Source organism: Oceanicaulis sp. (assembly GCA_040112665.1).
GTDB lineage: Bacteria > Pseudomonadota > Alphaproteobacteria > Caulobacterales > Maricaulaceae > Oceanicaulis.
Genome location: CP157796.1, coordinates 320,849 through 346,307, shown reverse-complemented (window position 1 = coordinate 346,307; position 25,459 = coordinate 320,849). Strand labels below are relative to the sequence as shown.

At 67.4% G+C, this 25,459-nt stretch carries 23 protein-coding genes; 7 read left to right on the top strand and 16 right to left on the bottom strand.

Translation table 11 applies throughout. The features are described 5' to 3' along the window. Nucleotides 1-13: 13 nt before the first annotated feature. The 8 genes from fliN to ABL308_01705 all read right to left on the bottom strand — a co-directional run bounded on the left by fliN (nucleotide 14) and on the right by ABL308_01705 (nucleotide 8,359). The gene (gene fliN / locus ABL308_01740; protein XBQ16607.1) at nucleotides 14-379 is read right to left on the bottom strand and encodes a flagellar motor switch protein FliN; all 366 of its coding nucleotides are present in this window, start codon (nucleotides 377-379) and stop codon (nucleotides 14-16) included. Nucleotides 380-398: 19 nt separating this feature from the next. Next, nucleotides 399-1,052 (bottom strand): FliH/SctL family protein, encoded by a 654-nt coding sequence (locus tag ABL308_01735; protein XBQ16606.1) that lies wholly within the window; start codon nucleotides 1,050-1,052, stop codon nucleotides 399-401. A 12-nt stretch (nucleotides 1,053-1,064) separates the two neighbouring features. Further along, nucleotides 1,065-2,099: a flagellar motor switch protein FliG gene (gene fliG, locus ABL308_01730; protein ID XBQ16605.1), complete on the bottom strand. Its 1,035-nt coding sequence runs from the start codon at nucleotides 2,097-2,099 to the stop codon at nucleotides 1,065-1,067. A 1-nt stretch (nucleotide 2,100) separates the two neighbouring features. Beyond that, entirely contained in the window at nucleotides 2,101-3,732 is a 1,632-nt protein-coding gene (gene fliF, locus ABL308_01725; GenBank protein XBQ17700.1) for a flagellar basal-body MS-ring/collar protein FliF, read from the bottom strand. A gap of 174 nt (nucleotides 3,733-3,906) precedes the next feature. After that, nucleotides 3,907-4,179: a DUF1153 domain-containing protein gene (locus ABL308_01720; GenBank protein XBQ16604.1), complete on the bottom strand. Its 273-nt coding sequence runs from the start codon at nucleotides 4,177-4,179 to the stop codon at nucleotides 3,907-3,909. 194 nt (nucleotides 4,180-4,373) lie between these two features. After that, complete coding sequence (locus ABL308_01715; GenBank protein XBQ16603.1) at nucleotides 4,374-5,765, bottom strand: flagellar hook-basal body complex protein; 1,392 nt, start codon at nucleotides 5,763-5,765, stop codon at nucleotides 4,374-4,376. A 118-nt stretch (nucleotides 5,766-5,883) separates the two neighbouring features. Beyond that, the gene (locus ABL308_01710; protein ID XBQ16602.1) at nucleotides 5,884-6,576 is read right to left on the bottom strand and encodes a flagellar hook assembly protein FlgD; all 693 of its coding nucleotides are present in this window, start codon (nucleotides 6,574-6,576) and stop codon (nucleotides 5,884-5,886) included. 1 nt (nucleotide 6,577) lies between these two features. Beyond that, nucleotides 6,578-8,359 (bottom strand): flagellar hook-length control protein FliK, encoded by a 1,782-nt coding sequence (locus ABL308_01705; protein ID XBQ16601.1) that lies wholly within the window; start codon nucleotides 8,357-8,359, stop codon nucleotides 6,578-6,580. 459 nt (nucleotides 8,360-8,818) lie between these two features. Between ABL308_01705 and flgK the strand changes: the two genes are divergently transcribed. Further along, the gene (gene flgK, locus ABL308_01700) at nucleotides 8,819-10,939 is read left to right on the top strand and encodes a flagellar hook-associated protein FlgK (GenBank protein XBQ16600.1); all 2,121 of its coding nucleotides are present in this window, start codon (nucleotides 8,819-8,821) and stop codon (nucleotides 10,937-10,939) included. Nucleotides 10,940-10,953: 14 nt separating this feature from the next. Next, nucleotides 10,954-11,868, top strand: a complete 915-nt coding sequence (locus tag ABL308_01695; GenBank protein ID XBQ16599.1) for a flagellin — start codon at nucleotides 10,954-10,956, stop codon at nucleotides 11,866-11,868. A gap of 134 nt (nucleotides 11,869-12,002) precedes the next feature. On the opposite strand, the gene ABL308_01690 is transcribed toward ABL308_01695, so the two are convergent. Then, a complete protein-coding gene (locus ABL308_01690) occupies nucleotides 12,003-12,413 on the bottom strand; it encodes a type II toxin-antitoxin system PemK/MazF family toxin (protein ID XBQ16598.1) in 411 nt (136 codons plus the stop codon). 249 nt (nucleotides 12,414-12,662) lie between these two features. On the opposite strand from ABL308_01690, the gene mnmA reads away from it, so the two are divergent. Next, nucleotides 12,663-13,799, top strand: coding sequence for a tRNA 2-thiouridine(34) synthase MnmA (mnmA, locus tag ABL308_01685; protein XBQ17699.1), 1,137 nt, complete (start codon nucleotides 12,663-12,665; stop codon nucleotides 13,797-13,799). Between the two features lie 184 nt (nucleotides 13,800-13,983). Here the strand turns inward: mnmA and lpdA are convergent, their stop codons facing one another. From lpdA to ABL308_01660, 5 genes are all read right to left on the bottom strand, one after another. Next, nucleotides 13,984-15,405: a dihydrolipoyl dehydrogenase gene (gene lpdA / locus ABL308_01680; protein XBQ16597.1), complete on the bottom strand. Its 1,422-nt coding sequence runs from the start codon at nucleotides 15,403-15,405 to the stop codon at nucleotides 13,984-13,986. A 96-nt stretch (nucleotides 15,406-15,501) separates the two neighbouring features. Continuing rightward, entirely contained in the window at nucleotides 15,502-15,729 is a 228-nt protein-coding gene (locus ABL308_01675) for a hypothetical protein (protein XBQ16596.1), read from the bottom strand. A gap of 183 nt (nucleotides 15,730-15,912) precedes the next feature. Continuing rightward, nucleotides 15,913-17,295: a dihydrolipoamide acetyltransferase family protein gene (locus tag ABL308_01670; protein XBQ16595.1), complete on the bottom strand. Its 1,383-nt coding sequence runs from the start codon at nucleotides 17,293-17,295 to the stop codon at nucleotides 15,913-15,915. 3 nt (nucleotides 17,296-17,298) lie between these two features. Then, entirely contained in the window at nucleotides 17,299-18,315 is a 1,017-nt protein-coding gene (locus ABL308_01665; protein ID XBQ16594.1) for an alpha-ketoacid dehydrogenase subunit beta, read from the bottom strand. Between the two features lie 189 nt (nucleotides 18,316-18,504). Then, the gene (locus ABL308_01660; protein ID XBQ16593.1) at nucleotides 18,505-19,734 is read right to left on the bottom strand and encodes a thiamine pyrophosphate-dependent enzyme; all 1,230 of its coding nucleotides are present in this window, start codon (nucleotides 19,732-19,734) and stop codon (nucleotides 18,505-18,507) included. A 245-nt stretch (nucleotides 19,735-19,979) separates the two neighbouring features. Here ABL308_01660 and ABL308_01655 point away from each other — a divergent pair, with 245 nt between their 5' ends. The 3 genes from ABL308_01655 (at nucleotide 19,980) to ABL308_01645 (ending at nucleotide 23,053) form a co-directional block, all read left to right on the top strand. Next, nucleotides 19,980-20,732 (top strand): proteasome-type protease, encoded by a 753-nt coding sequence (locus tag ABL308_01655; GenBank protein ID XBQ16592.1) that lies wholly within the window; start codon nucleotides 19,980-19,982, stop codon nucleotides 20,730-20,732. Between the two features lie 80 nt (nucleotides 20,733-20,812). After that, entirely contained in the window at nucleotides 20,813-21,220 is a 408-nt protein-coding gene (locus ABL308_01650) for a hypothetical protein (protein ID XBQ16591.1), read from the top strand. A gap of 249 nt (nucleotides 21,221-21,469) precedes the next feature. Further along, nucleotides 21,470-23,053, top strand: coding sequence for a hypothetical protein (locus tag ABL308_01645; GenBank protein ID XBQ16590.1), 1,584 nt, complete (start codon nucleotides 21,470-21,472; stop codon nucleotides 23,051-23,053). Nucleotides 23,054-23,172: 119 nt separating this feature from the next. On the opposite strand, the gene ABL308_01640 is transcribed toward ABL308_01645, so the two are convergent. Then, a complete protein-coding gene (locus ABL308_01640) occupies nucleotides 23,173-24,357 on the bottom strand; it encodes a thiolase family protein (protein XBQ16589.1) in 1,185 nt (394 codons plus the stop codon). Between the two features lie 106 nt (nucleotides 24,358-24,463). On the opposite strand from ABL308_01640, the gene ABL308_01635 reads away from it, so the two are divergent. Further along, a complete protein-coding gene (locus ABL308_01635) occupies nucleotides 24,464-24,994 on the top strand; it encodes a CPBP family glutamic-type intramembrane protease (protein XBQ16588.1) in 531 nt (176 codons plus the stop codon). Nucleotides 24,995-25,009: 15 nt separating this feature from the next. Here the strand turns inward: ABL308_01635 and ABL308_01630 are convergent, their stop codons facing one another. After that, a complete protein-coding gene (locus ABL308_01630; GenBank protein ID XBQ16587.1) occupies nucleotides 25,010-25,417 on the bottom strand; it encodes a hypothetical protein in 408 nt (135 codons plus the stop codon). Between the last annotated feature and the right edge of the window lie 42 nt (nucleotides 25,418-25,459).

Below are 25,459 nucleotides of genomic sequence, written 5' to 3'. Positions count from 1 at the left end.
TCGGCCCGGCGGCTCACGCCGCGTCCCCGTCCTTGATGATTTCGGTCATGGTCACGCCCAGCCGGTCGTCGACCACGACGACCTCGCCGCGGGCGACCAGCCGGTTGTTCACGTAGATGTCGATCGCCTCGCCGACCTTGCGGTCGAGTTCGAGCACCGAGCCCGAGGTGAGGCGCAGAAGCGAATTGACGTCGATATGCGCCTTGCCCAGCACGGCGGAGATGTTCACCGGCACGTCGAAGACCGGCGCGAGATCGACCGCGGTGCGCACTTCTTCCTCGATCAGCGAGGCGGGCGGGCCCGCGCCGTGATCGTCCTCAGCGCCGCCCTGCGGCTGGCTCCCGGCCAGGTCGGGCAGATTGAGATCGTCGTCGTTCATGGTCTCGCTCCTTCAGCCCTCAGGCCGCCGCGCCGCCGGCGTCATCGCCCGCGTCGCGCTCTTCGGCCGGTCTCGCCAGCCAGTTTTCCACTGCGCTCTGGATGCGCGCCTCAATATCGGCCTGGGTGCGTTCGATCGCGCCCGCCCGCCATTCGATGACGCAGTCGCCCGCGCCGCATTCGTCGTCCGCCCGCACCACGACCGCGCCTTCAAGCCCCTCGCGCTCGGCGAACTGGTAGAGCCGCTCGGCGATCTCGTCGGCCAGAGCCGGGGCCACGCGCACCGCGATGCGCGGCTCGGCCCTGAGATCGGACAGCGCCTCGCGCACGCACTGCTCGACGGTGTCGGCGGCGTAATTGTCGAGCGCCGCGCCCGCGACCGCGCGCGCCGCGGCCAGCGCCAGGCGGACCGCATCCTCGCGCATGGCGTCGGATTCCGCGCTCAGCCGGCCCACCAGCGCCTGCAGGCGTGCGGCGATCTGTTTGAGCGCATCCGCGCTCGCGCGCGCCGCTTCGGCCTCCTCGCCCTTGCGGGCGGCGGTGGCGGCCTGTTCGGCCATGGCGGCGGCTTCGGCTTCGGTGAGCACGCGCTTGATCTTCTCGCCGTCGCGCAGAACCGTGCCGTCCGCGGCGAACTCGCGGTCGAAGGCGAAGGGCTTGAAGGATTTGGTCATTCTCGCCCCTCCCTAGTAGATCAGCTCGTCTTCGCCGCCGCCTTCGGCGATCAGGATCTCGCCCTTGGCGGCGAGGTCCTTGGCGAGATTGACCATGGTCTGCTGGGCCTGATCGACGTCCTTCAGGCGCACCGGCCCCATCGAGGCCATGTCCTCGCGCAGGATCTTCGCGGCGCGTTCGCTCATATTGGAGAAGAACAGGTCGCGCAGCGTGTCCGACGCGCCCTTCAGCGCCAGGCCCAGCTGGTCCTTGGGCACCTGGCGCAGCAGGGTCTGCACGCCTTGCGGGTCGAGCTTTCCGAGGTCTTCGAAGACGAACATCAGCGAGCGGATCTTCTCCGCGCTGTCGCGATTGCGCTCTTCGAGGGTGGCCAGGAACCGGTTCTCGGTCTGCCGGTCGAAATTGTTGAAGATGTCGGCCATGAGCTCGTGGCTGTCCTGCTTGGAGGTGCGGGCCAGATTGCTCATGAACTCGGTGCGCAGCGTCTCCTCGATCTTCTCGATGATCTCGCGCTGGACGGGCTCCATCTTCAGCATGCGCATCACCACCTCGAGGGCGAAATCCTCGGGCAGGGCGGCGAGCACGCGTGCGGCGTGGTCGGGGCGGACCTTCGACAGCACGACCGCGACGGTCTGCGGGTATTCGTTCTTGAGGTAGTTCGCCAGCACCACCTCGTTCACGTTCGCCAGCTTGTCCCACATGGTCCGGCCGGCGGGGCCGCGCAGCTCCTCCATGATCTGCTCGACCTTCTCCTCGGGCAGGAAGGAGGCGAGGATGCGGTGGGCCTGTTCGACCGAGCCTGTGATCGAGCCGGTCGAGCTCATCGAGCCGACGAACTCCAGGATCAGCTTCTCCACCGCCGCGGCGGTGACGTTGCCCAGCTGAACCATGGCCTGGGAGATGATGCGGATCTCCTCGTCGTCCATCTGCTCCCACAGACGGCGCTGCTCGTCGCCCAGCGCGAGCAGGATCACGGCGGCCTTTTCGGCGCCTTCCAGATCGCTGGGATCGTCGATCTTGCGGGATTTGCGTCCAGCCTGGGCCATCTTATGCGTTCTCGTGCATCCAGCTTCTGAGGATGCTCATGGTTTCGTCGGGGTGCTGGTCGACCAGGGCGGCGACCTTGCGCACTGAAGACTTCTTCACCTGACCGTCGATCTGGGCGACGTCGATGCGTTCGTCGTCGAGATCGTCCTCGCTCTCGGGCAGCATCATCTGCTCGCCGTCCCCTTCGCGCGCCCTGGCGGCGATGCGCGGCTTGTCGGACGGCCCCGCGAGGGCGGCCTCGTTCGCCGGCTGCGGTCCGGCGATCGCGCCGCGCACCAGCGGACGGGCGACCAGCACGATGATCAGAAGCGCGGTGATGAACAGAACCGCGATCTCGGCGATCCGCATGAAATCGAGCGAGGCCAGCGAGAAGCCTTCCGGCGCAGGCGTGCCGGCGTTCAGATCCGGCCGCGAGAAGCGCATCTGCTGCACTTCAAGTATCTGGGTCTCGTCGCGCAGCGCCGGATCGAGCGGGAAGCCCGCTGCAGCCGCGACCAGATTGCGGATCTGGTCCATCTCTGCGGCGCTGCGCGCTTCAAACGCGATCGCGCCGTCAGCGCCGGGCGCGGCGCGTTCGTCGACCACGACCGAGACCGCCAGGCGGCGCACCGCGCCGGCCTCGCGCACCCGGGTGGTCTGGGTCGAGGAGTTCTCGAAATTGCGCTCGGTCATCTCCCGGCTGGTGCGGGCCAGGCGGGTCGCACCGGCGGCGTTTCCATCCGCGTCGGGCTGGTTCTCCGACACCGACACCGCGCCGTCATTGACCGGTTCTTCGCTGTTTTCCTCTTCGGAGCGGCGGCTGACCTCGACCTGGGTATTGGGGTCGAACACCACCGAGGTTTCCGTCGAGCTTTCCCGGTCGAGCTCGGCGGTGACGACCACGCGCGCCGCACCGGGGCCGACCACGCCTTCGACCACGTCGAGGATCTTGCGGCGCAGGCTTTCTTCCACGTCGCTGCGGCGGGTCTCCAGCGCCACGCCGCTCAGCGCGTCGCCGTCGGTGGGGCTCGCCAGCATGCGGCCGGTGGAATCCGCGATGGTGATCCGGTTCGGCGTCAGGCCGGGTACCGCGGTGGCCACGAGATTGCGGATCGTCTCGACCTGACCGCCGTTCAATTCGCCGTTCACGGTGAGCACGACCGAGGCCGAGGGCTCCTGCTGGTCGCGGGAGAACAGCCGGCGCTCGGGCAGGACCAGAAGCACGCGCGCGCTCGAAACCGCGGCCATGGTGTTGATCGAACGGGCCAGCTCGCCTTCCAGGGCGCGCTTGGCGTTGACGTTCTGAACGAAGCTGGTGGTCCCCAGCGCGTCGGTCTCGTCGAAGATTTCGTAGCCGACCGAGCCGAAGCCCAGCGCGCCGCCCGAGGCCACGCGCATGCGCGCCTCGTCCACGGAGTCCCGGCCCACATAGACCGCCGAGCCGCCCTCGCGCAGCTCGTAGGCGATGCCCGCGCGATCCAGACGCTCGGTGACCGCGGCCGCGTCGTTGGGCTGAAGGCCGGAGAACAGCAGCGCGTCGTCGCCGGAATTCATGCTCATGGTGAACATCGCCAGAGCCGCGCCCGCGCCGAGCGTCAGGCCGACGATCGCAGCCAGGCGGCCCCAACCGAAGCGGGCGAGCTGTTCGAGCACCTGATTCAAGGCGGCCCCCGGGTCAAACGAACCGGCCGCCCCGGGAGTGGAGCGGCTAGGCAAGTTTTTCCCACCGCCCGCGTAAACGAGGCCTTAACGGCTTGATTCAAAATGCACGAAGGCGCGCGCCCGGAACCGGACGCGCGCCTTTGCTGAAACGGAGTCGTGTGCGCCTTACTGGCGGTAGTGCTGGATCCGCGTGGTCCGGAGCCCGGCCAGGCCGTGGCGGTCGATCGCGCGCTGCCAGGAGAGGAATTCCTCCACCGTCAGCCGGTAACGATCACACGCCTCGTCCAGGCTGAGCAGTCCGCCGCGCACCGCGGCGACGACTTCGGCCTTGCGGCGAATGACCCAGCGCTGGGTGCTGGGGCTGGGGAGATCGGCGACGGTCAGCGGGCTGCCGTCCGGTCCGATCACATAGTTTTCCTTCTTGATACGACGTTCCATCCGACCCATCCGTCCTTACCGGCGCGTCTGACGCGCGCCCTTGATAGGACGGGTTGTACCACCCAGCCTCTTTCAGAACCTCTAAAGCCCAGGGTGAATCTTCCCTGAATCAAGCCTTTAGAAAAAAGAAACCCCCGGCGCGGGTTGCGCCGGGGGAAGGTTTGCCGGTGGGACGGCGGGTGTCGAAGCGCGGCTTAGCGCTTCATCTGGATGGCCTCGGCGAGCATTTCGTCCGCGGTGGTGATGATCCGCGAGCTCGCCGAATAGGCGCGTTGGGTGATGATGAGGTCTGAGAATTCGGTCGCGATGTCGACGTTGGAGTTCTCCAGGGTCGACGCCGCGATGGTGCCCGAAGCCCCGACGCCGGGCGCGTTCAGGGTGAAGGCGCCGGAATCGTCGGTGATCTGGAAGCTCGCCCCGCCGACCGAAGCCAGGCCGTTGGGATTGAACACCGTGGCGATCGGGATCTGGTAGACCTGACGGACCACGCCGTTGGTGAACCGCGCCGAGACGAAACCGTCAGGGCTGACTTCCACGCCGGCGAAGGCGCCGAAGATCGCGCCGTCCACGGTGGTGGAGTTCAGAACCGAGGGGCTGTCGAACTGGGTGATGCCGCCCGGGCTGCCGGCCGCGCCGAGATCGAGGCTGATCGTCTGCGCGCCAACCCCGGTGGCGGCCGCCCATTGCACGTCGTTCGCGCCCAGGGCCGCAGCGTTGTCCGACCCCAGGAAGGTCAGCGAGCTGGGCAGGGTCGTCGCGGCGGGGTTGATCTCGCCGTTGGTGTCGAAGGCGATGACGCCCGTGGCGATCTGGCCGTTGTTGAGGCCCGCGCCGGTGGTCACGTCGCTGGCCGGTTCGACATGCAGCTCGGCGTGCCACTGGTTCGCCGTGGTCGACTTCAGCAGCGACAGGGTGACCGAACGCACGCCGCCCTGGGTGTCGTAGATCTGGATGGTGCGCTGGAAGTCCGGCGTCACCGCGCCCGAAGCCATGTTGTTCGCCGCCACCGTCGCGTCGTACGTCGCCGCGGCCGGAGAAACGGCCTGGCTGGCCTGCAGGTTCGCGTTGATGCGCACCGAGCTGGTCGCGTCGGCCGTGCCGCCGATGTTGGACAGGTTCACCGCCTCGAGCTGATCGAGGTTGGACGGGTTCTGGTTCACCGTGCCGTCGGCCTGCACCGGCCAGGCGAACAGGTACTGACCCGCGTCGTTCCTCAGAAAGCCTGCATCGTCGGTCTGGAACCCGCCCGAGCGGGTGAACAGCACCGCGTCTGCCCCGCTGGCGTTGTTCGGGCTGGGACGGACCACGAAGAAGCCCGAGCCGTCGATCGCCATATCCGTCGGGCCCGAGCCCGGATTGAGAAGACCTGCGGAGTTCACGTCCAGCCGGGAGTTCGAGCTGACGCCGGACGACGCGTAGCGCGCTTCCCCGCCGCCGCCGATCTTGTAATTCGGCGTGAAGACCGTATCGACGCGCTTGTAGCCGACCGTGTTCACGTTCGCGATGTTGTCGGAAATCGCCGCCAGGGCGGAAGAATTGGCCAGAAGACCGGACGCGCCGGCGGCCAGGGCCGAGTTGATGCTCATGGGTACCGCTCCCAATGTCCTTGATGTGATCCGGGGGCCGTTCTGGGGCGGATCGATTTTGATCGCGGGGACCGGTTTTCGCCCCCCGCCGGGCCGTCTTCGCGGCCCTTCAGGTCACTCACACGCCGAGATCGCGCACCGCGACCACGCGTCCGGCGGGCACGCGCAGCCCGCCGATCTCCACGACGACTTCGTCGCCGCTCATGTCCACGCCCGTCGCCCGGCCGGTGACGCGCACGGGCACGTCCATGCGCTGGCCTTCGGCGTCCTTGGCGATGACGTCGATCCGGTAGACCCCGTCGGGCAGGGTGTTGCCCGCCGGGTCCTTGCCGTCCCAGACGAAGTCGTGCGGGCCCTGGCTCGTCGCCTGGACCGGGAAGCCGCCGATCACGCGGCCGGCCTCATCGGAGATCATCACCTCGACGCTGTCAGCCTGACGCGGCAGGCCGTAGGTCCAGCGCGCCTGCCCGCCGTTCAGCTCGGCGAGGTTTGACGACACCGTCACGTCACGGCCCAGGAAATCGGTCGCGCCCATGCGCGCGTTCGCGCTCTGAAGCGCCAGGATCGTCTCGAGCGACTGGTTCGAGCTGATCAGCTGCTCGACCGAGGAGAACTGCACCAGCTGCTGGACGAACTGCTGGGAGTCCATCGGATCGAGCGGATCCTGATTCTGCAGCTGTTCGGTCAGCAGGGTCAGGAAGGTGTCGAAATTGTCCGCGAGATTTCCCACCGCAGTCGCGGTCTCGCCGGCCTGGGCGGCCAGCGCGCCGGTCTGGGGCAGAGCAAGGCCGAGCGGATTGAGTTCGTTCATGTCAGGCTCTCAGATCGAGGCGGGCGGCTGCGCTGAGCGCGAAGCCGTAAAGACTGGGCGGAGTTCTGATCGCGCCGGACGCAGGTTCGGGCGCCATGACCTCGCTCTCGGCGAAGACCGGGATAAAGCGGCCGGAGCCGCGCTCGCTCTCATCGCCGTTCTGCTGGGACAGGGTGAATTCCAGCCCGTTTTCGGCAAGGTCGAGCCCGGCGTCGGCGAGCGCCTTTTCAAGGTCGCGCGCCGTGCGCTGAAGTTCGGCCAGCGTGTCGGCGCGTTCCGCGCTCAGGAGCGCGCGCACCGAATTGTCAGAGCCCATTTCAAGGCGCACCTCGACCCGGCCCAGCTCGGGCGGATCGAGCCGGATGTCCACCGTGCGCCCGCCGTTCGCCGCGGTCTGGGCGACCCTGGCGGCGAGGTGCTGCACCGTCTGCAGCGTGAAGCGCGCAGCCTGTCCGGCCTGGCCGGGCAGGCGGGCGGCTTCGCTGCGGGCCTCGCCGCGCATTGCGCCGGGTTCGAGCGCGGGATCGAGCTCGCCGCCGGCGGTGTCGGTCGCGCCTTCGGTCAGGGCCGGATCAGCCGCCGTGCCAGTGAAGACCGGTGCGCGCGTGAGCGCGGCGGCGAAGGCGGGCGGGGTTGCCTGCGGCGTACCTTGCGGCGCGGGCTGGGCCTGCGATTGAGATTGCGGGTGCGGCGGAGTGTTCGCAGCGTCTGTGCGCGGCGCGGCGTCAGACTTCGCGGCGGCATCGGCGCGGCGGCCCTCGCGCATCTCCGCGCCGGTCCGGTCGGCGCGCGGCGCGTCGTCGCGCACCCGCCGATCGCCGGTCTCCGGCTTCAGGCCCGACAGGCCCGCGGCCTCGCCGTTTTTCGCGGCCGGGACTGCATCAGCTTTCGCCGCGTCGGCCTTCGGCGCATCGGTGCGGCCCTGGGCGGGCGGCGCGGCGTCAGGCGCGTCTGCGGGCTGCGCGTCACCCGCCTGCGGGGCGGCTTGCGGTGCGGGCTCTGAGGCGGGCTGTGCGGCCTGGGACCCGGAAGCAGCGGCGGGCCTGGCGGGGGCGGCGTCCGGCGCGTCAGCGGGCGCAGCGGCTTTTTCCGCACGCACGCCGGCCGGAGCGGCCTTCGCCTCGTCGGCCGGCTTATCGCTCTCAGCCGGTTTCGGCGCGGCGGCGGCCTCAGTGTCCGTCTCCACCTTCACCGCGCCCGGCGCCGGAGCGTGAGATGCGGGGATCGCGGGCGCTTGGGACTGGGGGCTCTGCGGCGCTGCGGGCGCGTTACGGCTGCGCTCCACCTGCGCCGCATCGGTGGCGGGCGGTCCGGAACGGGCGCCGCGGGGGTTCGTCTCGACGTCAGGGGCTGGCGCCGCCGTCGGTGCGGCCGCGCTCGGCCGACCCTGCGCGGTCTCGGCGCCTGCGGCGGCCGGGCCGGCATGATCGGGTGACGCAGCCGCGCCGGGCGTCCTACCAGATTTCAGCGCTTCGGCTGTTTCAGCAGACCCGCCGCCCGTCGCCTCGCGCACAGCGCGGCTGCGCGCCTCAAGGCTCGGCGCGGCGCGTTCGCCGGCCTGGGCGACCGGGGCTGCGCCGTCTGCGGCCTTGTCGCTGACGATTGCGGCGCGCGCATCGCCGCCGCGCGCGGCCCGGCCGGCGTCAGCCTGCGCGCCGGCGACGAACGCGGCGAACCCGCTCTCGGGCGCACCCCCGCTTTCCGGCGCACCAGTGTCGCGGACGGCCGGACGGGCGTCGGGCGTGGGCTGAGCAGCCGGAAACAGAGGCTGGACCTGCGGCATGGCGCGAGCGTGACCTGGCGATGGGGTGCGCGCTTTTTGCCGCGTCTTCGTGATGGCGCGCCGTTTTGGCGGGCCGGTACGACAGCAGTCTTTCAAGCCCCGTGCCAGCGCGCCGAAACCTGAAACACTAATAAAAACAGCATGTAAACTCTCGTTAAGAGGTGTTTCCAGCCTTTCGGCGGGCAGACTCTGCCGGGCCTGGCGGCAGAGTCTGCCCCGCCAAGGCCCGGTTTTTTCTCTCCTTTCGATCTGGCCCGTCCCTTGCGCCGTATCTCTGCGAACGCGAAAGCGGCCGGAAGCTCCGGAAAGGCGGAACGCCATGAGAAGCGAAGTAAGATCAGTAGCTTACACGCTCTGCGCTGAGTGCAGGGCGCTGGCGCCGTCACCGCTCGTCAAGGCAGAATCTGCCGCTCGGCGGGCAAATATCGCCCTCGCGCGCGGATATAAGGAGGCGGTCTCATGGCTCTGAACGGCGTCATCGGCAACGCGCTCTCGGGACTTCAGGCCGCCCAGATCGGCCTTCGCACCGCGTCCAACAACGTCGCCAACGTCAACACGCCCGGCTATGCGCGCACCGAGGTTAACCAGACCGCCCGCAACGCCGCGGGCATCGGCATGGGCGTGGAGATCACCGGCGTCACCCGCGTCACCGACCGGTATCTGCAGGCCGCCTCGATGCGCGCCGCTTCCGACGCCTCGGCCGCCTCGGCGGTGTCTGCGGCGCTGGACCGGCTTCAGGCCCAGTTCGGCGCGCCCGACGACGAGGGCTCGCTGTTCGGCCGCCTCAACCAGGCTTTCGCAAGCCTGGGCGCAGCCGCCGCAGACAGCGCCGAGCGGGTGTCGCGCCTCAGCGCCGCCAGCGATCTTCAGAGCTTCTTCGACGAGGCTGCGCGCCTGTCCGCCGAAGTGCGCGCCCTGCGCGACGAGGCCGACAAGCGCGTCGGCGAAGCGGTCTCCCGCGCCAATGAAATCCTCGCCGAGCTTCAGTCGCTGAACGGGCAGGTGCAGGGCCTCGCGGCCAGCGGCACCGACACCTCGGGCGCGGCGAACCGGCAGGCCGAGCTCTTAAACGAGCTGTCCACGCTTATGGACGTGAAAGCCGAGATCCAGGCCGACGGGCGGATGTTCATCCGCACCGAGAACGGGGTGGGGCTTCTCGACAATTCAAGACTGGAGCTGACCTACGTCCCCGCCGGCACCGGGGCGTACGGCGTCGATTACGGCCAGATCACCGCGACGGTGTCCGCCTCCGGCGCGGAGGTCGATCTCACCCCCGCCATCCGGTCCGGCGAGATCCGCGGCTTCATCGATCTGCGCGATACCGAACTCGCCGCCGTCGCCGACGGGCTGGCCGAGTTCGCCGCCGGCGCGGCGGACGCGCTCAACGCCGCGCATAACGCCAGCGCGTCCTACCCCGCGCCGAACACTCTGGAAGGGCGGAACACCGGTCTTCTGGGCGCGGACACCGTCACCGGTTCGGGCCTCGCCCAGCTTGCGATCGTCGCTGCGGACGGCACGCTCGTTCAAAGCGTCGACGTCGGCGTGACCGGGGCGGGCTTCACCGTGAACGGGGCGGCCGCGCCGACCATCGCCGATCTCGTCACCAGCCTGAACGCCGCGTTCGGCGGGACGGCCGCGGCGAGCTTCACGAACGGCCGGCTTACGATCACCGCGGCCGACCCGGCCCAGGGCGTGGCGAGCGCGCAGGACGCGAACACGCCCTCTTCGATCGGCGGGCGGGGCTTCTCGCATTTCTTCGGGCTCAACGACATCGTCGACAGCGCCCGGCCGGGCTTTTTCCAGACCGGGCTTTCCGCGGCCAGCCCGCACGGGCTCAATCCCGGCGGTGAGCTGGGCTTCAAGGTGGAGACGCCCGACGGGCAGCGCGCCGCCGAGATTCTCGTGCCGGTCACCGGCGCCACGCTCGCCGATCAGATCGCCGCGCTGAACAACCCGGTCTCGGGGCTCGGCCGCTACGGCGCGTTTTCGCTGGGCGCGAACGGCCAGCTCAATTTCACCCCCGCCGCCGGTTACGAGCGCTTCGACGTTTCGGTGACCACCGACTCCACCCAGCGCGGCACGACCGGGCTCAGCTTCACCCAGCTCTTCGGCGTCGGCGACGCGGCGCGGATGAATCGGGCCGAGAGCTTCGAGGTGAACACCGAAATCCGCGCCGATTCCGGCCGCCTCGCCTTCGCACAGCTCGAGATCGCAGGCGCGGTCCCCGGCGATCTCGTCCTCGCCGAGGGCGATAATCGCGGCGGGCAGGCTTTGTTCAGCGCGCTCGACACCAAGCGCGCCTTCCAGGCCGCAGGCGGGCTCGCGGGCGGTCAGGCGACGCTGGGCGAATTCGCCGCGCGGCTGGCCGGAGATGTCGGCTCGCGCGCGGCCCGGGCCATGCGCGCCGAGCAGGCCGCAGCCTCGGTGAAGGCCGCCGCCGACCAGAAGCGCGGCGACGTGGAAGGGGTGAGCCTTGATGAAGAGCTCGCCCGGATGACGCTTTACCAGCAGGCCTATAACGCCTCGGCGCGCCTTCTCCAGGCCGCCAAGGAAATGACCGACACCCTGCTGAACATGTAAGGGAAGGCGACACGATGCGTATCTCCACCCAGGCCGCCGCCCAGTCCGCGCTCGTTGACCTGATGAAGGCCCAGCGCGAGGCCTATGACGCGCGCGAACAGCTCTCCACCGGCAAGAAGGCGCCCGACCTCAAGGGCTACGCCAACGCCGCGGAGACGATCATGACCGCGCGGGCTGCCAAGGTCCGCACCGACACCTTCACCGCCGCCAACGAGCGCCTCGCCAACCGGCTGGAAGTGCAGGATCTCGCCTATCGCGAGCTTTCCGACGCGGCGACCGAGCTTCGGACCGCGCTCACCACCGCGGACGGCACCCAGCTGATGAGCAAGGTGCGCGAGAGCTTCGACCGCGTGGTCGGCGCGCTCAGCACGAAGTTCTCGGGCTCCTTCGTGTTCTCCGGCGTGCGCACGGACGCCGCCCCGCTCAACGCGAACACGCTCGCCGATCTTCAGGCCGCCGTCCCCGACGTCTCCGCGGTGTTCGAGGATCCCGGCCGCCGGCAGACCGCGCGCATCGACGAGGACACCTCGATCGACGTGAACCGCACCGCCGAAGAGGTGGTCGGCGGGCTGATGGCGGTGTTCGAGCGGCTGGCCGATTTCCACGACGGCCCGGACGGGCCCTTCGACGGGCCGATGACCGACGCCCAGCAGACCTATGTGCGCAGCGAGATCACCAACGTCATCGCCGCCTTCGAAACGATCAACGACGCCATGGGCGAGAACGGCTCCAAACAGGCCCGGATCGAGGCGACCATCCAGTCCCACAAGGACCGCGCGGACTATCTGCAGGAAATGATCGCCGGCCTCGAGGACGCCGACATGGCCGAAGCCGCCAGCCGCCTCACCCAGGCCCAGACCGCCGTGGAAGTCTCCGCGCGCACCTTCGCCAGCCTCAGCCAGGTCAGCCTGCTGCCGTTTTTGAGGTAGGGGCTTAACGAAGAAGCCCCGCCTGGCTTGGTTTCGCCACGGCGGGGCCCGCCTCTTTCGAGGTCTTGAGGCTCACCGGCCGGAGCCGGGAGCTAGCGGTTCGTTATATAGCGAAAATCGGCTTCGGTTACAACTTAATCCTTGAGCCCCAGAGCGCTGCGCACGCCACTTTTGACTCTCTCCAGATCTTTCGCCGGTAAGATCGGCTGCAGATACTTCCTTTTTCCGCTGGGCATGCGCGCCGTTCTGAACAGGTCGAGGCGGAAAAACCCCACCGTCGCTACCATGTCGCATTTGGCCCACTTCAGCTTGCCTGGGAAGCTTGGCAGGTCGAAGTGCAGTTCGATGCCAACCACATAGTTTAGGTCACGTGCGGGCGGGCTCTCTGACAGCGGCACAACTGCGACAAGGTTTTCTCGATGGCGCAGCCGAGGGGACAGCACAATTGCGGGCCTTCGCTTGACCATTTCAGGAGGGCGGAACCCACCAAGCGAATAATCACATAGGAGCAGCAACCCCGGCTTCGGAGGAAATTTAATCGCCATGGAAGCAAAATACGCCTCAAGGGAGAATTTTGAAGCAAAAAGCAGCTTCTTGGCTCCAGAGTGCGATAGCTCCCGCCCCTCGCATTTCCGCCCGCTTTGGCTTATATGCCGGCGCTCGGTTTCGTTCGCCGCCGGCCTTGAACCGGCGGGGGAGAGGAAAAGATGGCGAGTTTGATCTCGAACACGCCGGCGCGGGCGCCCGCCCCGCCGGGGGTGGAGGCGTTCGACGCGGCCCGCGTGGACGCGCTGATGGCCGAGTACGGCCTCACGGGTGATTTTCTCGAGCTCGGCGGCCGGCCCGAAGACCATCGCGTCGTCGCGGCCATGTCCGGCGGCGTGGACAGCTCGGTCGTGGCCGCAGTGCTGCACCGGGCGGGGTATTCCGTCGTCGGCATGACGCTGCAGCTCTACGATCACGGCGAGGCGATCCATCGCAAGGGCGCGTGCTGCGCCGGCCAGGACATCCATGACGCCCGCCGCGTGGCCGAGGCGATGGGCTTTCCCCATTACGTGCTCGATTACGAGACCCGGTTTCGCGAAGCGGTGATCGAGGATTTCGCCGACACGTACCTTGCGGGCTCCACCCCCATCCCCTGCGTGCGGTGCAACCAGTCTGTGAAGTTCGCCGACCTACTGGCCACGTCCAGGCAGCTGGGCGCGGACGCTCTGGTGACCGGCCACTACATCCGCCGCGCCGTGAACGGCAACCGGGCCGAGCTTCGCCGGGCGGCGGACGCCGGGAAAGACCAGTCCTACTTCCTGTTCGCCACCACAGCCGAGCAGCTGGATTATCTGCGCTTTCCGCTGGGCCATCTTGAGAAGGACCAGACCCGCGAGCTCGCCGCGGCGATGGGCCTCGTGGTGGCCGCCAAGCCCGACAGCCAGGACATCTGCTTCGTGCCCGACGGCGATTACGCCAGCGTGGTCGAGAAAGTGCGCCCCGGCGCCAGCCGTCCCGGCGAGATCGTCCATCTCGACGGCCGGGTGCTTGGGACCCATGACGGCGTGATTCGCTACACGGTCGGCCAGCGCCGGGGCCTGGGCGTCGCCACCGGAGAGCCGCTCTACGTGATCAGGCTCGATGCGGAAAACGCGCGCGTCGTCGTCGGCCCGCGCGAGGCGCTGGCCGTGCGCCGCATCAGGCTGGCGGATGTGAACTGGATCGGGGAGGGCGATCTCACTGACGCCGACGGCGCGAAGATCGGCGTGAAGGTCCGCTCCACCCGCCCGCCGAGCCCCGCCGCGCTGGACGTCGGCGAGGACGGCGTCTTCGTGCTGCTGGATGCGGGCGAAGAAGGCGTCGCGCCGGGCCAGGCCTGCGTGTTCTACGACGCGCCGGACCACGACCGCGTGCTGGGCGGGGGCTGGATCGCCGCGACGGGGTGAACTTCCGCCTTCGTCATTCCCGCGCCAGGGGGACCCGGGGGCCGTGGGCGCCGGCACCTGATGAGCTCTGGGTCCCCGCTTTCGCGGGGATGACGAGGGGGAGAGCGCTTGATCCTGCCTGAGGTCCCGGCGCTTCCCCCGGATCAGGTCCGGGGGTTCGGCCGGGAATTCAGGGATTTAGAGCCTACGCCGAGATATGGATCGGGTGGCCGAGCGCGGCGAGGGCGCCTTCCGCGAAGGCTTCGGTCAGGGTGGGGTGCACGTGGATGGTGCCGGAGATGTCTTCAAGCCGGGCGCCCATCTCCACGGCCAGGGCGAATTCGCCTGACAGCTCGGAGACGTGCAGGCCCACCGCGTGGATGCCGAGGATCACGTGATCGTCCTTCCGCGCGGTGACGCGCACGAAGCCTGCGTCCTTGCCGCCGTCCATGGTCAGCGCCCGGCCCGAGGCGGCGAGCGGGAACTTGCCCACGATCGTCTCGATCCCGGCCTTCTTCGCGTCGTCCGGGTTCATGCCGACGCCGACGAGTTCGGGCTCGGTGAAGCAGACCGCGGCGATGGCGACGGGGTCGAAGACGCGGCGCTTTCCGGCGATCAGCTCGGCGACGGTCTCGCCCTGATGGGTGGCCTTGTGCGCCAGCAGCGGCTCGCCGACGAGGTCGCCGATGGCGTAGACCCCGCGCATGCCGGTCTCGCAGCGTTCGTTGACCTTCACGAACGCGCCGTCCATCTCGAGGCCCATCTTTTCAAGGCCCCAGCCTTCGGTGACCGGCTTGCGGCCGACCGCGACCAGCACTTTGTCGGCCTTCAGCCGCTGGTTCTCGCCTTTTTCGTCGGTGTATTCGAGGAAGGTCTGCCCGCCCTCTTCGACCACGCCCTTGGCTTTGGATTTGAGATGCAGGGCGACCTTGTTCTTCTTCAGCCACATCTCGACCGGGCGGATCAGCTCCTTGTCGTAGCTGGGCAGGATCCGGTCCATGGCTTCGACCACGGCGACACTGGAGCCCATCTTGCGGAAGGCGATCCCGAGTTCGAGGCCGATATACCCCCCGCCGACGACGACGAGGTTTTCCGGCTTTTCGGTGAGTTCGAGGGCGCCAGTCGAGCCGATCACCGTTTCACTGAACGGCATGAAGGGCAGCTCGACTTCTTTCGCGCCGGTGGCGAGGATCACGTTTTCGGCGGTGATCTCGATCGTCTCGCCGTCCTCGGTGGTCACCGTGCAGGTCTTGGCGTTGGAGAACTCCGCCCAGCCGGCGATCGCCTCGACCTTGGCCGCTTTCAGAAGCTGACCCACGCCCTTGGTGAGCTTGCCGACGATGCCGTCCTTCCAGGCGGTGAGGCCCGCCATGTCCAGCTTAGGCGCGGCGTTCAGCGAAATGCCCATCTCGCCGGTGTCGGCGGTGTGGACCATCTCCTCATAGCGCGAGGCGGCGTGGATGAAGGCCTTCGACGGGATGCAGCCGCGATTGAGGCAGGCGCCGCCCAGCCCGTGCTTGTCCACGATCACCGTGTCCAGGCCCAGCTGTCCGGCGCGGATCGCGGCCGGGTAGCCGCCCGGACCGCCACCGACGACGAGAACCTGACATTTGCGGGACTTGGCCATGAAAAACTCCAGCGTCTGAAAGGCGCACCGTTACGGCGCGCGGTGTAGACGCTGGAGCGCGCGAGGGGAAGCCTCGCGCTGGGATGGCCGTACGCCTTACGAGGAGCGCTGCTGCTCGCCGCCGCCGGCGTTGACGTTCACCTGGCCGCTGTCGGAATTCTTGTCCTTGCGCGCAAGGCCCGCGCCCGAGGCGATGGCGATGCCGATGATCACCGCGACGGTCACGCCGATCCACATCTGCGGCACGCCCAGCTGAACCATGGCGAAGCTGACGCCGGCCACGGCGATGATCGTACCGATCAGGAAAATCACGAAGGAACGCATGGGAAGGCTCCGTTTCTGTTTCGCTGAATACGAAACGGAGCACGGGGGAGGGGCGTTCCGGGGCAGGGCGCCAGCGACCCAGCCCGCGACTGGATCGACCGCCACCTCTCGTCTTGCTTCCCCCCTCTGAGAGGGGGGCGGGGCGCTGAAGTCGAGCCCGGGAAGGCCTCAGCCGCGCCCGCCCTACATGAACAGCGTCGCCGGGTTTTCCAGCAGCGCCTTCATCTTCTGCACCAGCTGGGCGGCTTCGTAGCCGTCCACGATCCGGTGATCGAAGCTGGAGGACAGGTTCATGATCTTGCGCGGCACCACGCGCCCGGCCTCGTCGTAGCGCGGCAGGGTCTGCATCTTGTTCACGCCGATGATCGCGGTCTCGGGATGGTTGATCACCGGGGTGGTGACGATCCCGCCGATCGCGCCCAGCGAGGTGATGGTGATGGTGGAGCCCGACAGCTCCTCCCGGCTCGCCTTGCCGTCTCGGGCGGCGTCGGCGAGGCGCTTCACTTCGGCGGCGATCTGCCAGACGTCGAGGCTTTCGGCGTGACGGATCACCGGCACCATCAGGCCCTTGGGCGTCGCCGCGGCGATGCCGCAATGAACGCCCTCATACTGGGTCAGCACGCCCTCGTCGGTGTCGTAATGCGCGTTGGCCTGCGGGAAGTGCGGCAGTGCCTTGGTCAGCGCGAGCACCAGGAAGGGGATGATGGTCAGCTTGGGCTGATCGGCGTCCTTCGTGGCGTTCATGTGCGCGCGCAGGTCTTCGAGCGCGGTCAGGTCGATCTCGTCGACATAGGTGATGTGCGGAATGGTGCGCTTGGACAGCGCCATGTTCTCAGCGATCTTGCGGCGCAGCCCGACCACTTTCTGCTCTGACACGCCGGTGCGCGCCTGACGCGAGGCCCCGCCTGATCCGCCGGCTTTGGAGACCAGCCGGCCGCCCGCGGCGATGAAGTCGTCGAGATCCTCGTGCGTGATCCGCCCGGCCGGGCCGGTGCCCGGCACGGCGGAAAGGTCGATGTCTTTCTCAAGCGCGCGCTTGCGCACGGCCGGGCTCGCCAGCGGGCGCTCGCCGGCGGGTCTTTGTCCTCCCCCGCTCGCGGCGGAGGTGCTCGCGGAGCCAGCGGAGGGGGCGGGCGCCGCCGGTTTCTTCTCTTCGGCCTTGGAGGGCTTTTCAGCGGCCGCGCCGCCCCCTCCGCTTCCTTCGGAAGCACCTCCCCCGCTCGCGGGGGAGGACACCGGCGCTTCGTCCTTCGCCGGCTCTTCAGCGACCGCGGTGTCTTCGGTTTCGACCGGCTTGGTCTCCTCGACGTCGTCGGGAACCGATCCCTCGACCTCGATGAACAGGATCTCGGTGCCCACTGCGATCACCTCGCCGGGCTCGCCGACGATCTTCTTGACCACGCCGTTGACCGCGCAGGGGATCTCCACCGTCGCCTTGTCGGTCATCACATCGAGGATGTGCTGGTCTTCTTTGACCGTGTCGCCTTCCTTGACGTGCCATTCGACGATCTCGGCCTCGACCACGCCTTCGCCCACGTCAGGGAGCTTGTACTTGTATTCGCTCATGGCTCAGACGGCCTCCGTCACGGTCTTCATGGCGCGGACCATGCGATCACGGGTGGGGAAGTAGGCCCATTCATGGGCGTGCGGGTAGGGCGTGTCCCAGCCGGTCAGGCGGTAGACCGGCGCTTCGAGCGCGTAGAAGCACTCTTCCTGGATCTGGGCGGCCAGCTCCGCGCCGAAACCGGACGTGCGCGGCGCTTCATGGGCGACGACGACCCGGCCGGTCTTGTTCACCGACCTGGCGATGGTCTCGATGTCGTAGGGCACGAGCGTCCTGAGATCGATGATCTCAGCGTCGATGCCGCTGGCTTCGCAGGCCGCTTCGGCGACGTGGACCAGCGTGCCGTAGGTGACGACCGTGCAGGCCTCGCCCTCGCGCACGACGTCCGCCTCGCCCAGCTTCACGGTGTAGTGCCCGTCGGGCACCTCGCCCTTGGGATGCTTGGCCCAGCTCAGGAGCGGCTTGTCGGGCACGCCGTCATACGGGCCGTTATAGATCCGCTTGGGCTCGAAGAAGATCACCGGATCGCCGCTTTCAAGCGAGGCGATCAGCAAGCCCTTGGCGTCATACGGGGTGGAGGGGACCACCACCTTCACGCCGGGCACGTGGGTGAAGAAGGCCTCGGGGCTCATCGAGTGGGTCTGCCCGCCCCGGATGCCGCCGCCCCAGGGGGTGCGCACCACGCAGCCGGAGGTGAACTGGCCCGCCGAGCGATAGCGGATGCGGCTCATCTCCGAGACGATCTGGTCGATCGCGGGGAAGATGTAGTCGGCGAACTGGATCTCCGCGATGGGCTTGAGGCCCCGCGCCGCCATGCCGACCGCCATCGCGGCGATCGCGGCTTCGTTGATCGGAGTGTCGAAGACCCGGTCCGCGCCGTGTTTGCCCTGCAGCGTGTCGGTGGTCTTGAACACCCCGCCGAAATAGCCCGCGTCCTCGCCGAAGATCACCACGTCGGGATCGTTCGTCAGAAGGACGTCCATGGCGTCGTTCAGCGCCTGGATCATGTTCTTCACGGCCATGGCGTCAGTTCCGTCCTGCACAGGATTGCAGCTCAGCCCTCCCTCCCCTCGAGGGGAGGGCCGGGGTGGGGTGGAGATCGAAGGGCGCGCTCGTGCGGAAAGCTGGCGCAGCCCCCCACCCCGACCCTCCCCCGAGGGGGAGGGAGGGGCGGCCGGCGCGCTGGGAAAGAGGGTGCGAAGCGTTCACCGTCAGACCCCCAGATCCCGGCGCTGGCGCTTCAGCCGCCAGTCCTGCTCGGCGTACACGTCCTCGAAGATGGATTCGGTCGGCGACAGCGGGCCGTCATGCAGCGTGCCGTAGCTCTCGGCTTCCTTGTAGGATTTGACGACGAGCTTGGTCATCTCCTCCTCGAGCTTGGCGTGGCGCTTCTCGTCCCATTCGCCCTGGCCGATCAGGTGCTGTTTCAGCCGTTCGATCGGATCGCCCAGCGGCCAGACGCCGTACTCGGTCTTGGGCCGGTACTTGCTGGGATCGTCGGAGGTCGAATGCGCGTCGCCGCGATAGGTGAACAGCTCCAGCAAGGTCGCGCCCTCGCCCGCGGCCGCCCGCTCGTGCGCCCATTTCGTCGCCGCATAGACCGCCAGGAAGTCGTTGCCGTCCACCCGGATGCTCGCCACGCCGTAGCCCAGCCCCTTGGAAGCGAAGGTCGGCGCGTCGCCCAGCGCGATGCCCTGATAGGTCGAGATGGCCCACTGATTGTTGACCACGTTCAGGATCACCGGCGCGCGATAGGTCGAGGCCAGGGTGAGCGCGCCGTGGAAATCGCCTTCCGCGGTGGTGCCGTCGCCGATCCAGCTCGCGGTGACCTGCCCGTCGCCCTTGTAGGCGCAGGCCATCGCATAGCCGACGGCCTGGGGGAACTGGGTGCCCAGATTGCCCGAGATCGTGAAGAACGCGCCGTCCTTCCAGGTGTAGTGCACCGGCAGCTGGCGGCCCTTGAGATTGTCCCGGCTGTTGGAGATGCAGTGGCACATCATGTCCACGATGTTGCGCCCGCGCGCGAACAGGATGCCCTGCTGGCGATAGCTGGGGAACACCATGTCCTTTTTGTCCAGCGCCATGGCGGCGGCGACCGCGACGGCCTCCTCGCCGGTGGACTTCATGTAGAAGCTCATCTTGCCCTGGCGCTGGAGCTTCAGCATCCGGTCGTCATAGATCCGGGTCAGCACCATGTGCCCCAGGCCTTCGCGCAGAATTTCCGCGCTCAGTTTCGGGTCCCACTCGCCCACGGCCTGATGGTTGTGGTCGAGCACGCCGACCAGGCCGAGCGCCAGCTCGCGGGTCTCCGCGGCCGCCACGCCGGGGTCGGGGCGTTTCGCCTCGCCGGCCTTGGGCAGCTTCAGGAACTGGAAGTCGGGCTCGTCGCCGGGCCGGAAAGGCGGGGCGGGCACGTGGAAGCGCGGGGAAGCGTCAGCCATGATTTGTCCGTACGTTTTCTGAGGCCCAGCGAGGCGTTTGCGCGCCGCGACCTAGACCCGCGCGCGGTGTTTTGCAAGCGCGCGAACGGTGTTCGCGTCATGCTGCGGCGCGTCAAATCTTTCAGCTTTTGTTGAAACCCGGCCGCCTTTGCGCCGTTCCTGAGCCGCCCGATATCGCCCGTTGCCGCAACGGCGGTTCGGGCGTAACGCTTGGTGGCCGTCTTCGGCGCTATACGGATTCGCTCATGACCTATTGCGTCGGCCTGCGCCTTGATTCCGGCCTGGTCTTCATGTCCGACACCCGCACCAATGCAGGCGTCGACAACATCTTCACCTTCCGCAAGATGTTCACCTGGCGCGAGCCGGGCGAGCGGGTGATCACGATCATGACCGCGGGCAATCTGGCCACCACCCAGGCCGTGGTCAGCCTTCTGGGCGAGCGCATGGCCGAGGCCGGCAAGCGCGACCAGTCCATCCGCCACGCGCCCACCATGTTCCAGGTCGCCAAGATCGTCGGCGCCACCCTGCGCGAAGTGGTGAAAAACCAGACCGCCGAGGGCCCGGAAAGCGCCGCCGCCGCGGTCTTCAGCGCGACCGTGATCGTGGGCGGGCAGATCGAAGGCGCCGAGCCGCGCCTGTTCCTGGTCTATCCCGAAGGTAATTTCATCGAAGCCAGCGAGGAGAACCCGTTCTTCCAGATCGGCGAGACCAAGTACGGCCGCCCGATCCTCCTCAGGGGCTATCGCCGGGACATGACCTTCGAGGAGGCGGTCAAACTGCTGCTTTTGTCCTTCGACTCCACGCTGAAGGCCAATCTGTCGGTCGGCATGCCGCTCGATCTTCAGACCTACCGGACTGACAGCTTCGACGCCGGTCACGAAAAACGCTTCGAGCCCGACGACCCCTATTTCACCTATCTCTCCCGCGGCTGGGGCGACGCCCTGAACGCCGCCATCGCCTCGCTGGACGATTTCAGTTTTGAGGCGGGCGGGGAGTAGGGAGCGGCCGAACCCCAGAATTTTGACGGTATCGCCTGGAATTTGTTACCCCCGAGATCGAAGCAAGGGGGGGGTGAATTATGAATATTCTCAAAGTTTTGGGTGTAGCCGCGATCGGTTTCGGCGTGACGGCGTGTAACGACGGGTCGCTAAGAGCCTTGAACGACGCGATGGCGATGAGCGCCGGCTACCAGATTGAGTATCCCGACCAGCGCGATTGCTCCGGTGAACGTGACGATATCCGCGTGTGCACCCAGATCCGCAATGGCGTGGCCAGCTATCAGATGAGGAATCAGACCTCCGAGTATTGCACCGTGCATCTGTACGTGGAGGACGGTTCGCGGACCCGGTTTGAACTGCGCCCCGGCCAGGAAATGACCCGGTCTCTGGATGTCTATAACTGGACTGACCGCTGGGAATGGGTCTGCGATCCCGACCCCGACGTGCTGAATGCGCGTCTCGAGGACGACGGCCGCTGGTACTGGTAGGCGCCCGGCTCGGGCCGAACGCGAAAAACCCCGCCGGATCGCTCCGGCGGGGTTCTTTTTTGCGTCAGTGTAAGCGAGCCCTAGAACCGCTCGATCGCGACCGCCGTGGCTTCGCCGCCGCCGATGCAGAGCGAGGCGACGCCCTAAAATGCGAGTGCCCGGCGAGGCGGTGCTTCGTCCGCCCTGTTGTATGCTTGTATGGGCGTAGCCAATGCGGCAGGTTGTAAACGGCTGGTATCGGGGGGGGCGATGTGGGTCGACATTCTATCGTTGTACGACCTGTTCGCCGACGTTCTGGGCAAGTACCCGGCCGGCTTCCTGATCGCCCTTCTTGTGTTCTGGGTCGCGAGCTTCGCCGTAAATCGTGCACGCTTGCCGGATGCCGGTCAGCTACAGGCTGGCGCAGCAAGCTATGACGAGGAGGTGCGCCAGTATCAGGCGTTGCGCGAGCGGGTCGGGGCGGGCGGTATTCAGGGCCAAACCTATGAGGTGCGCCTGCGCAGCGCGTTGCGCAGCGTCGATCGGTTTTTCCATGACAACCCAGACGCCAAACCGAGCCCGACTTGGACCTGGGGAGCGATGGACCGGTGCGTCCTTCTGGCGCTGATATACCCGTTACTGGCGATGCTGGTCGGCTGGTGGATTTCCGGCCAGCCGGACCCAGTCGCAGCAGCTCTTGGATTCCCTAACGACACGGACAGCGGACTTCGCGCCCTGCACGCAGTATCCGTTGGCGCATATTTGGCCGCTGCGGTTTGGCTTTGCAAGCCGAAGCGCAGTCACCAGACAGTCTTCTGGATTGTGGCCCGTTTTACTGTGTTTTTTGGCGCAACCGTAGGAATGATAAGCCTTGCTTTCACGGTGTTCGGATCATTTACAGCAGTATTTGCACTTGCATCCATTGCGATAGTTGCTTTATTATGGAATGGAGGTATTATTATTCTAATAGCTGTAGTAATTTATGCATTTGTGATTGTAGAGGCAAGCGTGATGGGGCTAGCGGTATACATAATAATAATGTTATTTGGAATATTCGTTGGAGCAATATTATCAGTTGTTGCCAAATATTTGAATAAATTGCGACCAGGTTTGGACTGGTGGCTGTACTTTCCACTCTTGCTCGCCTCCGCTCCGATCCTGATTGCACTATCCCCTCGCATGGTGACGTTCGACATTGAGCCGGCATGGGGTCTAATGCTCATGGTCTGGGCGCTACCCCTGGTGAATGCAGTATTCGACTGGGTCTCACTCGGGTTCACGCGCCTTTTGCTGAAGAACGGTCTTGCGCGCGGCGGCTGGTGGCCTTTGCTCACGGGCGTAATCGATGTCCTCGTGGCGGTGGTCGTACTTTTCTTGCTCGTCATCGCCACGCTAGCCTACGTCCAGGTTCTAAACATCGCCGCGGCGGCGGGCGGTTTCACGCCCGTGCTCGACGTGCCGCAGGTGGTTGCGCTTTTGCGCGAGGACCCGGGCGCCCCGTCTCTTTGGTGGATTTATGTCACGGTTTTCACGACGTTTATTCCGTCCCTCGTCAATCTGACTCTCGGGGCGCTGTCGGTGCTTCGCGGCGTGCCGGGCGTGCATGCCTTTCTGGTGACGAATTACCTGCCCGCCGACTTCGCAAAGTTCACCGGATGGCGGCGTAACGTCGCCGCGCTCGGCTTGTCTTTTCAGTGGATGATCGGCGCAGCGCTGGCGCTCGCACTCGGCTTTCTCGCCATCGGCGTGTTGTTTGGAATCTTTGAGGCTCTCGGCTTCGGCCTCATCACTGTGGCCGAACATGTGAACGACGGGCTCGCCGCCCTGTCGGGTTCGCTGGGCGTGGCGGGCTGAGGATCGCTTGACGGCGTACGACCAAGCACCAAAGTCGGCAGGCTCCGGACCCACCCAAACCAAAAAACCCCGCCGGATCGCTCCGGCGGGGTTCTTTTTCGCGTCGGTGTGAGCGAGCCCTAGAAGCGCTCGATCGCGACCGCCGTGGCTTCGCCGCCGCCGATGCAGAGCGAGGCGACGCCTTTTTTGACGTCGTTCTGCTCCATCGCCGAGATGAGGCTCACCATGATGCGCGCGCCCGAGGCGCCGATCGGGTGGCCCAGCGCACAGGCGCCGCCATGGATGTTGATGACGTCGTGGCTCAGGCCCAGCTCCTTCATCGCGATCATCGGGACCACGGCGAAGGCTTCGTTGATCTCGAACAGATCGACGTCCTTGGTCTGCCAGCCGGCTTTCTCCATCACCTTGCGCATGGCCGGGACCGGCGCGGTGGTGAAGTAGGCGGGCTCATGGGCGTGCGCGGCGGTGGCGGTGATCTTCGCCAGCGGCTTGAGGCCCCGGCGCTCGGCTTCGGAAAGGCGCATCAGCACCAGAGCCGCCGCACCGTCGGAGATCGCCGACGCGTTCGCCGCCGTCACCGTGCCGTCGGGGCTGAAGGCCGGACGCAGGGAGGGGATCTTCTCGGGCTTGGCGCGGCGGGGCAGCTCGTCGGTGTCGACGGTGGTCTCGCCCTTGCGGCCCTTAATCGTGATCGGGGTGATCTCGCGCTTGAAGGCGCCGGATTCGGTGGCTTTCGTGGCGCGGTTCAGCGTCTCGATGGCGTAGGCGTCCTGGTCCTCGCGGGTGAACTGGTTCTCCCGCGCGATCATGTCGGCGTACACGCCCATCGCCTTTTTCTCGTAGGCGTCCTCGAGCCCGTCCTGGGCCATGTGGTCCTTCACCGCGTCATGGCCGTACTTGAAGCCGGTGCGGTGGTTGGGAAGAAGGTGCGGGGCGTTGGTCATCGATTCCATGCCGCCGGCCACCACGATGCCGGATTCGCCCGACAGGATCGCCGAGCGGCCCATGATCGCCGCCTGCATGCCCGAGCCGCACATCTTGTTCAGCGTGGTCGCCTCGACCGACTTGGGCATGCCCGCCTTGATCGCGGCCTGGCGCGCGGGGGCCTGGCCTTGCCCTGCGCCCAGCACGTTGCCCATGTAGATCGTGTCCACGTCCTCGCCGGCGACGCCGGCTTCGGCGAGCGCGGCCTTCACCGCTTCGGCGCCCAGCTCGTTCGCCGACAGGGCGGAAAGCTCGCCCAGCAGGCCGCCCATCGGGGTGCGCGCCATGCCGACGATGACGATCGGATCTTCGGAAGCCATTAGCCGTCTCCTGTTATAGCCTCGGCCCCGTCGCCGGCTGCGCGGCGCGGCGGCGCGAGTTATCGTCTTGCGCCGGGACATGGGGTCCCGGCAGATCGGGCGCCAGATGAGACCTTCCTGCCGCACCGCGTCAAGAGCGCTCGCAGCCGCAGCACGCCGGGTGCGGACCGCGCCCTCCCTCCGGGACTGGGCCGAAGCCGCAATCGGGCTGGCGGTTCTGGCGGTCGCCGCGTGGGCCGTCCCGGCGATCGGCGGCGCGGCGGCGTTCGACCCCGCGCTGCCCGGCCTGACCGCCGACCCGGCTGCGTTCGCCGCGCTCGCGCTCATCGCCGTGATCGTCCCGGCGCTGGGCGAGGAGCTGGTGTTCCGGGGCGTGCTTCAGCCGGATCGGCCGGACGGGGCGGCGGCGCTGGCTGCCAGCGCAGCCAGCCTCGCGCTGTTCGTCGCCTGGCACCCGATCCAGATCGCCCTGTCCCTGCCCGCCGCCCAGCCGGTCTTCGCCGAGCCCGGCTTCCTGGCGCTCGCCGGCCTTCTCGGGCTGGTCTGCACGGTGCTCGTGCACCGCTCGGGCAGTCTATGGACGGCCGTCGCCCTGCACTGGGCGGTGGTGGTGATCTGGAAGGCGGGATCGGGGTGAGGGCGAGGTCCGCGCTCAGTCCGGGCAGTTCATCAAGCGCTTGTCCGAGCTGTTGAACAGCCGCAGCGCCTCGCACATGGCGCGCTTGTCGCTGACGTAATAGTCGCGGTTGCAACCCCGATCCTTGTAGCGATTCAGTATCGCGTTCCAGGCGTCGATCATCCCGGTCGCCTCTCCGCGCCGGAAGTCGCGCTCCATCGCCCGGCGGATCGTGTACTCGTCGTCCACATACACGGTGACGGGGTCGCCCACCTCTTCAGCCGTGCGGTCCACCAGCGGTTCGACCCAATGCAAAGCCAGATAGATGCCGGCGCAGACCGCCAGATCCTCGTCGGTCTCGATGCGCGCCTGACCGGCGGTGGCGCCGGAAGAGGCGGCGGCGGCCAGAGCGGCGGCGCTCGCGACGGTGATGATCGTTTTCATGGCGTGTCCCCTGCAATTCAATTGTGAGGGGGAGGATAGCAT

Coding starts and splice junctions, on each gene's coding strand:
- ABL308_01710 (XBQ16602.1), bottom strand. CDS start 6,576: ATGAACGAACTCAATCCGCTCGGCCTTGCTCTGCCCCAGACCGGCGCG.
- ABL308_01675 (XBQ16596.1), bottom strand. CDS start 15,729: ATGCGTTCCTTCGTGATTTTCCTGATCGGTACGATCATCGCCGTGGCC.
- ABL308_01630 (XBQ16587.1), bottom strand. CDS start 25,417: ATGAAAACGATCATCACCGTCGCGAGCGCCGCCGCTCTGGCCGCCGCC.
- ABL308_01695 (XBQ16599.1), top strand. CDS start 10,954: ATGCGTATCTCCACCCAGGCCGCCGCCCAGTCCGCGCTCGTTGACCTG.
- ABL308_01670 (XBQ16595.1), bottom strand. CDS start 17,295: ATGAGCGAATACAAGTACAAGCTCCCTGACGTGGGCGAAGGCGTGGTC.
- fliG (XBQ16605.1), bottom strand. CDS start 2,099: ATGGCCCAGGCTGGACGCAAATCCCGCAAGATCGACGATCCCAGCGAT.
- fliN (XBQ16607.1), bottom strand. CDS start 379: ATGAACGACGACGATCTCAATCTGCCCGACCTGGCCGGGAGCCAGCCG.
- flgK (XBQ16600.1), top strand. CDS start 8,819: ATGGCTCTGAACGGCGTCATCGGCAACGCGCTCTCGGGACTTCAGGCC.
- ABL308_01705 (XBQ16601.1), bottom strand. CDS start 8,359: ATGCCGCAGGTCCAGCCTCTGTTTCCGGCTGCTCAGCCCACGCCCGAC.
- ABL308_01690 (XBQ16598.1), bottom strand. CDS start 12,413: ATGGCGATTAAATTTCCTCCGAAGCCGGGGTTGCTGCTCCTATGTGAT.
- ABL308_01660 (XBQ16593.1), bottom strand. CDS start 19,734: ATGGCTGACGCTTCCCCGCGCTTCCACGTGCCCGCCCCGCCTTTCCGG.
- ABL308_01655 (XBQ16592.1), top strand. CDS start 19,980: ATGACCTATTGCGTCGGCCTGCGCCTTGATTCCGGCCTGGTCTTCATG.
- ABL308_01720 (XBQ16604.1), bottom strand. CDS start 4,179: ATGGAACGTCGTATCAAGAAGGAAAACTATGTGATCGGACCGGACGGC.
- ABL308_01635 (XBQ16588.1), top strand. CDS start 24,464: ATGAGACCTTCCTGCCGCACCGCGTCAAGAGCGCTCGCAGCCGCAGCA.
- mnmA (XBQ17699.1), top strand. CDS start 12,663: ATGGCCGAGTACGGCCTCACGGGTGATTTTCTCGAGCTCGGCGGCCGG.
- ABL308_01650 (XBQ16591.1), top strand. CDS start 20,813: ATGAATATTCTCAAAGTTTTGGGTGTAGCCGCGATCGGTTTCGGCGTG.
- ABL308_01665 (XBQ16594.1), bottom strand. CDS start 18,315: ATGGCCGTGAAGAACATGATCCAGGCGCTGAACGACGCCATGGACGTC.
- ABL308_01645 (XBQ16590.1), top strand. CDS start 21,470: ATGTGGGTCGACATTCTATCGTTGTACGACCTGTTCGCCGACGTTCTG.
- ABL308_01640 (XBQ16589.1), bottom strand. CDS start 24,357: ATGGCTTCCGAAGATCCGATCGTCATCGTCGGCATGGCGCGCACCCCG.
- ABL308_01715 (XBQ16603.1), bottom strand. CDS start 5,765: ATGAGCATCAACTCGGCCCTGGCCGCCGGCGCGTCCGGTCTTCTGGCC.
- lpdA (XBQ16597.1), bottom strand. CDS start 15,405: ATGGCCAAGTCCCGCAAATGTCAGGTTCTCGTCGTCGGTGGCGGTCCG.
- ABL308_01735 (XBQ16606.1), bottom strand. CDS start 1,052: ATGACCAAATCCTTCAAGCCCTTCGCCTTCGACCGCGAGTTCGCCGCG.